Annotated in this window: 10 protein-coding genes and 1 pseudogene; 3 read left to right on the top strand and 8 right to left on the bottom strand. The window is 61.6% G+C overall.

Features of this window, described 5'->3' with window-relative positions; all coding sequences use genetic code 11:
• Together AC1DS3_RS31715 and iteA are read right to left on the bottom strand one after the other, a co-directional pair.
• A partial coding sequence (locus AC1DS3_RS31715) for a S8 family serine peptidase (RefSeq protein ID WP_477128691.1) occupies window positions 1-1,338 on the bottom strand: 1,338 nt, incomplete at its 3' end.
• A 43-nt stretch (window positions 1,339-1,381) separates the two neighbouring features.
• Window positions 1,382-2,563 (bottom strand): anti-phage ATPase IteA, encoded by a 1,182-nt coding sequence (iteA, locus tag AC1DS3_RS31710; protein ID WP_477128690.1) that lies wholly within the window; start codon window positions 2,561-2,563, stop codon window positions 1,382-1,384.
• A gap of 766 nt (window positions 2,564-3,329) precedes the next feature.
• On the opposite strand from iteA, the gene AC1DS3_RS31705 reads away from it, so the two are divergent.
• Complete coding sequence (locus AC1DS3_RS31705) at window positions 3,330-3,638, top strand: ubiquitin-activating E1 family protein (protein ID WP_441641415.1); 309 nt, start codon at window positions 3,330-3,332, stop codon at window positions 3,636-3,638.
• 273 nt (window positions 3,639-3,911) lie between these two features.
• Here the strand turns inward: AC1DS3_RS31705 and AC1DS3_RS31700 are convergent, their stop codons facing one another.
• The 4 genes from AC1DS3_RS31700 to AC1DS3_RS31685 form a co-directional block, all read right to left on the bottom strand.
• Entirely contained in the window at window positions 3,912-4,160 is a 249-nt protein-coding gene (locus AC1DS3_RS31700; protein WP_441641416.1) for a hypothetical protein, read from the bottom strand.
• A 238-nt stretch (window positions 4,161-4,398) separates the two neighbouring features.
• Window positions 4,399-4,620: a hypothetical protein gene (locus AC1DS3_RS31695; RefSeq protein WP_441641417.1), complete on the bottom strand. Its 222-nt coding sequence runs from the start codon at window positions 4,618-4,620 to the stop codon at window positions 4,399-4,401.
• Window positions 4,621-4,727: 107 nt separating this feature from the next.
• Window positions 4,728-4,949, bottom strand: coding sequence for a hypothetical protein (locus tag AC1DS3_RS31690; protein WP_441641418.1), 222 nt, complete (start codon window positions 4,947-4,949; stop codon window positions 4,728-4,730).
• Window positions 4,950-5,008: 59 nt separating this feature from the next.
• Entirely contained in the window at window positions 5,009-5,491 is a 483-nt protein-coding gene (locus tag AC1DS3_RS31685; RefSeq protein ID WP_441641419.1) for a lecithin retinol acyltransferase family protein, read from the bottom strand.
• Window positions 5,492-6,023: 532 nt separating this feature from the next.
• On the opposite strand from AC1DS3_RS31685, the gene AC1DS3_RS31680 reads away from it, so the two are divergent.
• Window positions 6,024-6,311 carry a hypothetical protein gene (locus tag AC1DS3_RS31680; protein ID WP_441641420.1) on the top strand — a complete coding sequence of 96 codons (288 nt, stop codon included), beginning with the start codon at window positions 6,024-6,026 and terminating at the stop codon, window positions 6,309-6,311.
• Between the two features lie 115 nt (window positions 6,312-6,426).
• Complete coding sequence (locus AC1DS3_RS31675; protein WP_441641421.1) at window positions 6,427-7,197, top strand: PP2C family protein-serine/threonine phosphatase; 771 nt, start codon at window positions 6,427-6,429, stop codon at window positions 7,195-7,197.
• A gap of 37 nt (window positions 7,198-7,234) precedes the next feature.
• Here the strand turns inward: AC1DS3_RS31675 and AC1DS3_RS31670 are convergent.
• A pseudogene (locus AC1DS3_RS31670) lies at window positions 7,235-8,432 on the bottom strand (sigma 54-interacting transcriptional regulator).
• Window positions 8,433-8,517: 85 nt separating this feature from the next.
• On the bottom strand, window positions 8,518-11,230 hold a 2,713-nt coding region (locus AC1DS3_RS31665; RefSeq protein ID WP_477128689.1), incomplete at its 5' end, for an ABC transporter transmembrane domain-containing protein.

The following is an 11,230-nucleotide window of genomic DNA, read 5'->3' as shown; positions in this document are numbered from 1 at the left end:
CACGATATCTGGTTTCGGCGTAAAAACCGGCCCCGGACCTCGGCGCGAGTATGGGGCTGGCCCGCCAGAGCCAACCCAAGCGCCATCCCCGTCAACGTGAGCGATGGAACCAACTGTCAGTGCTCTAACCGCTTCCCCGGGACTTGACACTCTATCCTGCAGGATTGCGGCGTCCGGCCACCCGCGACGAGGGAGTGTCAGATAGTTGCCCGATGCAACGACAAATAGCACGCCGTGCTCGTCGCTAAGCTCGTCGAGCGCTTGCGCGAATTCGCTAAACGAGTCTGTATCACATTGCGCTGCTCCCAGCGAAAGATTCCAAATCTTGATATCAGGTCGCCTCGGAATAGCTTCCCGGAGGCGCTCAATAAGCAGGCTGACATCGCCGCCCCCTGATTCGAGGCCGCATGCGTCAAACACCATACAGCCTGTTGGTGGCAACCATGGATGGCCGGAATTGAGACTCTGGGCACCCGCCACCAACGATGCGACCATTGTGCCGTGTTCGTAGTTCGTGTCGGGAGGAAGGACAAAAGTCTCCCGCCCGGCAACCCAAGGCGCGATTGCGGCAGCCGCAGGTGACACGCCGGTGTCAAAGACCCCTACTGTGGGCAAGCCTTCGGCCGGCAATGGCATCGGGCTACCGCCTCCGCCAGGTTCAGTAGTTTGCGCCTGCCCAATAACTCCGCTGGCATACTTCGGCTCGGCATACACATGCCGCAGCCCTGGATAGGACAGCAAATGTTCAAGCCTTTCTTCAGACACATTGTCCAAATTGGTGACTCTGAACAGCGGTACCCCTCGCCTGTGACGAATCTCTGAAAAAGGTATTTGCAGCAGCCGAAGTAACGTACGAACAACCTGCAAATTGTCCTCAGTTGCATCATCTCCCAGATAGCGGAATGGCCGGAGTAGCGCCGTCCCGCGCTCTTGAAGCGCCCTTGACCCTTCAGGGTTTCGGCGCGCTCTTGACCAGGGTGCAATGTGTTCGATAGCACTTAGATTCGCACGTATCAGCTGAATATCTCTTTCGAGTATGACCCAGCGAAGAAGCGCAATGCTGGCGGCTTGCGCACCGACCAGCATCTCATCAATGTTGGCATGACCGGCTGGCTGCACGCCGGCCTCTTCCGCAAGTTTGAGGGGTCGGTGCGATTTAGCTATTCCTACATCCCGAAGCTTAAAGACCAATGGGCCAAGAGAATTAGGAAAGAGAGCCAGTTCGCGTGATAGTACCTGCTGCGCGTTATCCAACGTTGCGACAAGGGATTGCCGATATTCCCGGTCAATAGGCACCAAAACCTTTGCCCCACCGCCGGTGCTACCGGAAGAACTCAAATCCCCTCTAGAGAAGGGTATATGTGTAAAGGGATTGTTGGTTCTAGCGGCGGACCTTACCGCTTGTGCTGTGCGAGTTCTTGACCTGGTCACCATCTGGCTGCTCCTTACTCAGGATATTATTAATGTGCCGCGTGGACGCACTATACAGCCTTCCAAGACCCCGCAGCGAAAAGCGTCGCGAGTCCCATTCTCTTAACCATGAAATTTCCGCTTCCGTCGTACTCAGCACTACCCCATGCGCCAAGGCCAATGTCAACCCGAGGCGCCTGAACAACTGCATCTCGTCGACCTTGCTTTCCCCAGCGATTATGGCGGTTCGCTTTGCATCAAGACATACTTGCTGTATTAACGCTCCGGAAGCGGTATCGGACAATTCAGCCAGTTCATCTAGCGAAATCGATGCCGGCGCAAAGCTCCCTAAAAGCTTCTCCCATAGGCGCACTCGAAGGGCTTTATCAGGTAAGGGCATGGGAATACGAAAACTGAACCGTCGCCACACAGCCGGATCGAGAAGACTCTCGTGATTTGTTGCCGCTACAATTATCGTGTCGTCCGAGAGAGCGTCAATGTTCTGCAGCAGAGCGATGACCACTCGCTGCAATTCGCCAACATCTCTTTCATTGCCGCGAGCACCAGCTAACGCATCAAACTCATCAAGGAAAAGGACACAGCTTTCTTGCTGTGCGTAATCCATTACACGCCGCAAGTTCCTGCTCGTCTGTCCGAGCAGACTGCTGACAAGCGTATCGCAACGTACCGTTAGCAACGGTAGGTTCAGTTTCGCAGCCACCCACCGAGCCGTTTGCGTCTTTCCCRTACCAGGAGGACCGTAAATGAGCAATCGGTTTGCCATTGCCGCGCCAGCGCGCGCGAGAGCGTCGTGATGTTCAATGCTAGCTAGGAATTCCTCTAACCGCGCTTCGATAGCATCAGGTAACAACAACTCAGTAAGCGCCAATGCTGGACTGCTGACATCGACTGTTTGCAGTCGACTTTCACCGTCTACGGGAAGCGACCCGAAGGAAACTCCCCGAGTTGCGTCCTGCACGGACGCGAGCGCGACTGGCGCGCGAGCGAGTCGCTCCCGAATGATGCCGGCTTGACGGCGCTCCCCTGCAGCCTCCAATTTATCCGCGAGCAGGCCAGCATAGTTCGAGGCCATTGATGCGTTGGCCTTCAGGGCTCCCTCGAGGATCTTCAAGACCTCAGATAAGTTATCCACACCTTGTTCCGAAATTTGCCTATAGCGTTTCAGTTTAACCTGAAACCGTAACGGAACCGACCCCCCTCGACACACAATTTGGCGTCAACGCATCGAAAAACACCCGGAGCCGAACTGTCGGTGTGAAACATGACTAGGCGGCGCTGGCGGTTGCATGCCTTTCCGTCCCATGGGCTTCGTCTCCGCCAACTCAGTGCAACATCGGTGCTACACGGCTTTGTAGCACCCGCTGCAGCCCTTATCCAGCTTGGCTGTACCGTTCCCCGTTCCCCCAATCCATCATCGGTGCAACCGATACCCTACGAGCGCCCGTAGCAGCCATTTTTCCTTTTAAATCAGTCATTTCTTGTCGAATCGGCTGAACCGATCCTTATCAATAACACATCATATTTACCGTCATTTCTGCTTCGATTGCTACGAGATTGCTACACGCACAGGACGGAAAGTGGCTTCCATCATCAAGATAGGGGACAAGTGGCGTGCTCAGATAAGACGCAAGGGCCACCCCACAATCACGCGCACCTTCGACAAAAAGGCGCTGGGCTCAGCAGGTAGAAATCGGCGTGTGGAACGGAGGGTTCGCCGACGATCGGAGATTAACCGAGTTTACCATCGGGGCACTAATCACGAAGTACGAGGAAGAGGTTGGAAAGCTGCGCCCGATTGGTCGTAGTAAGGCAGGCTCCCTCAAAATGCTGAAGCGTCACCTCGGGGAAACTTCGCTCGCCAGGTGGGATGAAGCGGTGGTCCTGGATTACGAGCCGACGTGACCGGTATCCATATCACCCCGTCCGCCTGCCTCGATCGGGTTGTCGAGGTGGTGCCGATCGGTTGTAGCGGCAACGGCTCGCAGATGCTGACGGGGCTGACCAGGCTCAATCACGCCATCCGCGCCCTCGGCCACCCAGGCTTGCGCGTTGTGACATTCGACCCGGATACGGTGAGCGAAGCGAACATGGGCCGCCCGCTGTTCAGTGCAGCGGATGTGGGGCAGAACAAGTCAGCGGTGCTGACGCATCGCGTGAACATGCACTTCGGCCTCGACTGGATCGCCAGGCCCAGGCGCTGCGGCTAGTCGTCGCAGTCAACGCTGATCTGATCAATCTCGCGTTTCGCAACTCGATATGCATCATCGATCGCGAGCTCTTCCGAGGCCGCAGGCTCCCGAGTGTTTTGCCTGTGTCCGTGCCCACGGATAACATACGACCAGTCCCACCGATTGCTCGCGACCTCTCTCGTCTGGATGGAGATATCCCGGCCTCTGTACTTGAAGTCCATTGTGCCTCCCCGGATTTCGGAAGACCGTAGCACGCAGTGTGGCTGACCCGGATGGGGTACGGTGCGCGAATCAGTGAGCGCCTGGGTCCGCCCGGCCTTCGTCTATCAGCTTCTCGGCATAGTCGCGTGCATGCTGCCAGGCCTCGCCTTCGGAAAAATACTGCCCAGGCACGGGTTCGTGCTCGAAGATCTTGATCGAGCTGCCATCCGCCGCCTTTGCGCAGATCGTCACCTCACCATGCCAAGGCCCACCGGTTGGGGACGCCGCGGAAGCCTCGTACCAGTGATCCTTGTAGTACGTGAAGCCTTGGAGATCCATAGCTTTCTCCAGTTGTTCAAGAGAATCGTAGCACGGCCCAAGGACCTACTCTTCATCCTGGCGGCGCACTATGAAGGCTGGCAGGATGGCGTACATGGGGTTCCGGAGGGGCCGGTCGGCGCGCCCGGACGGGCGTCAGGCTGAACAGCAGCCGCCATTTTAAGTCGTGGCAAGCGCACCTGCGCAAAGTCCCGCTAATGACAGCCTTGCACGATATTGAAGGCCGAGGCCTGCCCGGCTAGTTCACCTGCCCGGCGTCGATGGTCCGCATGGCCGAGGCTTCCGCCAGGGCAATCGCGGCTTCCGCCGTGTCAGCCACGCCGGCCTCTTCCTCGAATGAAGGCTGCGGCGCGTCGCCGAAGGCGTCGGAAATGGTAACCGTTGCCGTATAGCCGCCACCGGCCAGTGCAGCCGCGCGTGCCACCACGGCATAACCGCCGTACTCGAATCGTCGTTCCATTGCGCGGCTCCTCGTCGCTGGGGATGAAGCCATGATAGATGGACACATCGCCGCGTGGCCAGGAGAAGGCATTGAGCTCGCATGCAGCGTGGCGCGGGTCAAGCACCTCAGCCCACCCTGAGCGCTGGCGGGAATACGCACCAGCACCCATCGGCATGGCGGAAGAAGAACATCGACAACTGCCCCGACGGGCGGGCCACATCCACCCGGATACAGTCGCTGCGGCAAGCCCGCGGACTGCGCACGCGGGTGATCCGCGCGGGCGCCGCCAGGTTGGAGCCAAGCCATTTGTCGATCAGCCCACGCAGGGATATCTTGGCGGTTTGCATGTCAGTCTCCTTGGCTTGCCTGATTGAAGCGACCCACCTCACGCGCCGCGCGCCACGCGTTAGGCGGCACGGGCGCCGAAGTGCGCGCCCTTGAACCCGGTTTCGAGAAACGCCCTGAGCAGGTTGGCGACGGCCTGCACGGCCATGCAGGGGTGGTGCAGGCAGGCGTCCACTTGCTCGCTGCGGCCTTCGCCAAACAGGCACCAGGTACAGAAATGCTCACAGTTGTTGGTCAGGAGCCGGTAGCTGTCTTCACCGAGGCGGGAGCAGGCGCGCGCCACGGCTTCCAGGCCGACATACCTGGCGCAAGGATTGGCCTTCACGGTGACCATGTGACCCGCAGCGAAAGCTTCCACCGTGGTTTCCTCCACCGGGCCGCGATGGAGCGAGCCGGCAAAGCCGGCATAGTGAACCACCTTGCCTTCGCCGATGTAAATGCCGTGGTGGGCATAGCCTCGGCGCTCCGTGACCAGGTGCGCGCCTAGGGGAAGGTCGGCATCGATGGCCTTGTCTTGTTGTTGGTGTTGGTGTTGGTGGTTCATGGCTGCCTCTGATCTGTTTGCTGGCTGCAGGCATTGCCTGCTGGTTGCCACACTATCCGCATCAACCGTGCCAACGCCGCAGCCCCAGGCAGATCAAGGGATTACGGTGTTTTCAACCGGCCAGGCAGGGGATAGGCGTCTCCGGCCAGCCAACAGTCTGATCCCAGTAGTGTTGGCGGCATGCCATCAGGGAGGTCCGCGAGACCGTGGAAGCCATGACGAAGCGGATGCGATGGCTGTGGCAGTGGCAGTGGCAATGCGCTGCCGGGCGGCGAGCCCGAGTCAAATCGGTGGGTTTCCCCCACCATGCCGGTGGAGGATGTTGGCGTTGCGCCAACGCTTATGGCCCTGCCGCGAATTCCGAGGTCAGTCCGGTATCGCCAGCGAGAAGGGGAAACACAGCAAATTCAAGCACTTGCGGCGCCGCATCGGGCCAGCCACATCACTGGCATGCGCTTTGCTCTATAGACGCATGGCAAGAAGCCACGGACCGCAACACAGCCCCTACCCATCCCACGCACCGGAGACCATCATGGCGGCGCTCACCATCAACGACCTCTACACCAACCGCACGCTGGATGGCCAGGCCATGGCGGCCATCCGGGGCGGTGGCGCGCCCTGGGTATTCGGCTGGATCCAGCCCTATTCCCCGCCCCGGCAAAGCATTGGGCCCGTCGTCAACTTTTACGAGATCAACAACAGCTTCTATGCTGATCAAATGGTTAACCAATTCCAGAACATAGACGTTCGCAATACGGCGCCCGGCGCGAACATCAATGTGCAAGCGGGACAAGGGGCAAGGAACGACGGCCGGATGTAAGCCGGTTCGCGCGCAGCCCGCACGGTCCAGCCATGCGCCGCCCGCCACGCCAATGCCGCCCAGGCGCTGGCGTGGCGTTGTGGCGTCCTAGCTCGCCCGAACACCGGAGATGATCGTGACCTGTGCATCGCAATTCCGCTGGACTTCAGCCGCTCGCACCGATGTCGGCCTGGTACGGGAGCGCAATGAGGATGCCTGTCTCGCCCAGCCGGAGCGCGGGCTCTGGGTGGTGGCGGATGGCATGGGCGGCCACGCGGTTGGCGACTATGCCAGCAATCTGGTCGTGGAGACGCTGTCCCGGCTGGCCCTGCCGCACAGCCTCGAAAGCTTGCTCGACGGGGCCCGCATYGCCTTGCAGCAAGTCAATCGCGAACTGCTGGAGGAAGCGGCGCGCCGGCAGGTCCGGCGCATCGGCAGCACGGTGGTGGTGCTGATGGCGTGCGAACGCTTTTGTGGCTGCCTGTGGGCGGGCGACAGCCGCATCTACCTGTACCGGGACGCGCACCTGACCCAGTTGACCCGGGACCACAGCCGCGTGGAAGAACTCAAGGCGCGCGGCCTGATCACTGCGGAAGAAGCTGTGCATCACCCTGCGCACAACACCATCACCCGCGCGGTCGGCGCGAACACGGCGCTGGAGCTGGACCAGACCTGGGTGGAAGTCGCGGATGCCGATATGTTCCTGCTCTGCAGCGATGGCCTGAGCAATGAGCTGCGGGACCCGGAGATCGCCAGCGTGCTGGCCTGCGGCGATTGCGAGCTGGCGGCGCAGGCACTGGTGACCGCGGCGCTGGGCCGTGGCGGTCACGACAACATCTCGGCGGTGGTGGCGCGCGCCGAGGATCTCTATGCCTCGGACAAGACCATGGTGAATCCCGCGCTGTAGCCTGTGGCGTGCGGCTCACCGCCCTCCCGCCGCCCTCCTACCGCGCCTTGCCGCCCTGCGCCGCGCCCTGGTTGCGGAAATCCTTGGAATGGATGCCGTGTTTCTTCAGCAGCATCTGCAGGTGCGAGCGATTCATGTCGAAGCGCCTGGCCAGTTCCGCCACCGTGCCGCCGACCTCCTGCAAACCCCGCTCGAGAAATGCGCGTTCGGCTTCATCGCTGGCGGCGCGCTTGGCTTCGCTGAGCGAGGTGGCCGTGGACGCATCCACCACGAGCGGTGCCACGGCGCCACTGGCTGCCGGCGCCGATGGCTTGGGCCGCAGGTCCTGCGGAAGATGCTCCAGGGGTGAGCTTGATGGGCCGGCGCTTTAACACGCCGGCGGCCTCGTCGCCGAAATACGCCACCAGCAAGGCGATTTCGTCGCGCCGCTCGCGCAGCGGCGGCAGCGTGACGTGGATCACACTGAGGCGGTAGAACAGGTCTTCGCGGAACTTGCCCTCCTCGCTCAGGCGCCGCAGGTCCCGGTTGGTGGCTGCCACGATGCGCGTGTCGACCGAAATCGTCTCGTCAGAGCCGACCCGCTGGATTTCGTGCGACTCCAGCACGCGCAGCAGCTTGACCTGCCCGGTGAGTGGCAGTTCGCCAATCTCATCGAGGAAGATGGTGCCGGTATGCGCGCTCTCGAACTTGCCGCGGCGATCGTTGGCCGCGYCGGTAAAGGCGCCCTTCTTGTGGCCGAACAACTCCGACTCCAGCAGGTTCTCAGGGATGGCCCCGCAGTTCACCGAGATATAGGGCTTATCCGTCCTGGAGCCGTTGGCATGGATCACCTTGGCCATCAGCTCCTTGCCCGTGCCGCTCTCGCCATCGATCAGCACCGGCAGATCGGTCGGCGCCGCCTTCTCGGCGATCTCCAGCGCCTCCAGCAGCTTGGGGTTGTCGCCAAAGGTGCCCTCGAAAATAAAGCTGCGCTCCAGCAACGCCTGGCGGCGCTCGCGCGGCGCCAGGTCGGCCGGCACCGGCTCCGCCACGGCTGCCTGCACAAAGCGCTCCTTGTGCGATAGCTGCATCACCTCGTCGCGCAGCGTGGTGGCCTGCTTGAGCAGCTTCTCGATCTCCGTGCGCTCGAGCTTGGAGGCCCAGCGCAACGTCGAGCGCAGGATCTCGATCTTCTCGATCAGCCCGGCATAGGAGATGGCCGACCCGACGGAGCCACCCTGGTTGAACAGCTTCATGTCGCGCTCCCCAATGCGTCGCGATACGGCAGATATGCCAGATGCGCCGTTGCCGCCCGGCGGCACCCGGGCTGTGCGAAAGCGCTCACTCCGAGCTCAGCTGCTTCTGCACCAGCTGGTAGTACATGCCCTTGCGCTCCAGCAGTTCCTCATGCCGCCCTTGCTCCACGATGGCCCCTTCGTACAGCACCAGGATCTTGTCCGCGCGCATGATGGTGCTCAGGCGGTGCGCGATGATCACGGCCGTGCGGCCCTGCAGGATCTCCTGCATGTTGCCAAGGATGTTGCTCTCCGATTGCGTGTCCAGCGCCGAGGTTGCCTCGTCGAAGACCAGCAGGCGCGGATCGTGATAAAGCGCGCGGGCAATGCACAGGCGCTGGATCTGCCCGCCGGACAAACCCACGCCGCGCTCGCCCACCACTTGCTCGTAACCCAGCGGCAGCTTGCTGATGAACGCGTGGGCATCGGCCATCTTGGCGACTTCCTCGATATGGCGGCGATCCGGGCTGTCGTCGCCGCAGGCGATGTTCTCGGCGATGGTGCCTGAGAACAGCAGGTTGCTCTGCATCACGTAGCCGATCTGCGCGCGGTAATACTCTTTGTCGATCACGCCGAGGTCGTAGCCGTCCACGGTGATCTTGCCGTCCGTGGGCACGTAGAACCCCACCAGCATCTTGGCCAGCGTRGTCTTGCCCGATCCGCTGCGTCCCACAATGGCCAGCAATTCGCCGGGCTTGATGCTGAAGCTGATGTTCTCCAGCACGTAGGGCGTTTCGGCGCCGCCGTAGCGGAAATAGACCCCATCCAGGTTGATCTCGCCTTGCAGGTCCGGCAGCATCACGCGTGACGCCAGATCCTCCGGCTTTTGCTCCGGATCGAGGTCCAGCACGTCGCCCAGGCGCTCCATCGCCACGCCGGCATCGTTGAGCTGGCCCCACAATGCCACCAGCCCCATCAACGGCGCCAGCACGCTGCCCATGAAGGCGTTGAAGGCAATGAGCTGGCCAACGGTCAGCTCGCGCTGCAGCACCAGGTTGGCGCCCACCCATAGCACCGCGATGGTGGTCGCGGCATTGAGCAACTGGCTGGCCAGCCCAACCAGGATATGGAACGCCTGCGCCTTGTACTGGACCTCCAGCGCCTTGGCGTACTTCTTCTCCCACTTCAGGCGCACCGGGCGCTCGATTCCCATGCCCTTGACCGTTTCCACCCCGCCCAGCGTCTCCATCAGGTAGGACCGCGCATCGGTCGTGGTGGTGAACACCTCGCGCGCGAAGGCCTTGACCTTTGGCGTTGCCACGATCGTCAGGATCGCGATCGGGACCACGAAGGCGATCAGCACCAGCGTCATCTTGACGTTGTAGAGGAACATGATGGTGAAGTAGATRAACACCATCAGCAGGTTGAGYGCCGTYGTCACCGTCGACTCGGTCAGGAAGGCGCGGATGGTCTGGTTCTCCTGGAAGCGSGCRAAGATRTCGCCCGTCTTGCGCTTGGCGAAGAAGGAAAATGGCAGCGACATGGTGTGTTTGAAGAAGTGCGACATCATGGCGAAGTCCATATTGCGCACCATGAAGTTGGCTAGATACGCTCGCACCGAACTCATCAGTTGCGAAAACACGCTGGAAACGATCAACCCAAGTATCAGCAGGTTCAGCAGGCCCATGTTCTGGTGCACGACCACCCCGTCAAGGATGTTCTGGATGATCAGGGGCGGCACCACGCCCAGCACCTGGATCACGAAGGTCGCCATGAACAGGTGCGCAAGGATCCGTTTGTACGGCGCCAGGTAGCCGATGAAGCGCAGCCAGGGCGAGCGTGCCACCGCCAGTTGCGCCATGCTTTCGCCGGAGGTGAAAAGCAGGCAGGTGCCGCTCCACCCGCGCTCGAACTCCTCCACGCCCATCTTGCGAAAGCCGAGCGCTGGGTCAGCCACCCACACCCAGCGCTTCGATACACCGTACACCACCACGTAGTGGTAGCCCTCCCAGTGCACGATGAACGGCAGCTCGAAACCCAGCAAGGAATCATGCGTGCACTGCACGCCGCGCGTGGTAAAGCCGAGCGACTCGCCGGCGCGGGCCAGGCTGTCCAGCGTGGCGCCCTGCGTGGTCACGTTGGCCAGCTCGCGTAGCTTGCCGAGCGTCATGGGGATGCCGTGATGGCGGCAGATCATCGCCAGGCAGGCAGCGCCGCAATCCATCTCCTCGGCTTGCTCGACCAGGGCGAAGCGGCGGATAACGCGCTCACCGAACTCCGGCTTCGAGCGCAGGTCGAGCATCACCGGATGCTTGCGCCGCTCGGCCATCTTCTTTTGCCGGTGCAGCTCCCGGTCGATAAAGCGGATGCGCTCTTCCAGCACCTCGCGCAGCTTGGGATTGCGCTCCAGGATCAGTTGCACGGTCTTTTCCGGAATCACCAGCAGCCGCGCATCCGTGCCGGCGATGGCCGCCGCGATCTGCTCCTGGCGCATCACGCAGGCGCGCTCGCCAAAGATGTCGCCCTGGCGCAAGGTCRCCAACGGATACTCGACGCCCTCCTCGGTCCGCACAATGCGCACTTCGCCCTGGCGCACCACGTACAGGCGGCGGTCCTCCCGTGCATCCTGCTTCAGGATCTCCTTGCCGGCGGAAACGCGCTTCACCCCCACGCTGCGCACSGCSTCCTCCAGYTCRCTCTTGTCSAGCTTGCCGCGCAGRTCGAACARSCGKGCGACRAAGCCGCCGGCCGARCTGATCGCCACATAGCTGGCAACAAAAGCCATCGCCGCCGGATTTTGCGCAATCATGGGCTCGGTC

It is taken from the genome of Cupriavidus sp. 01L46 (genome assembly GCF_056399905.1).
This window is presented reverse-complemented; position numbering and strand designations above follow the sequence as displayed.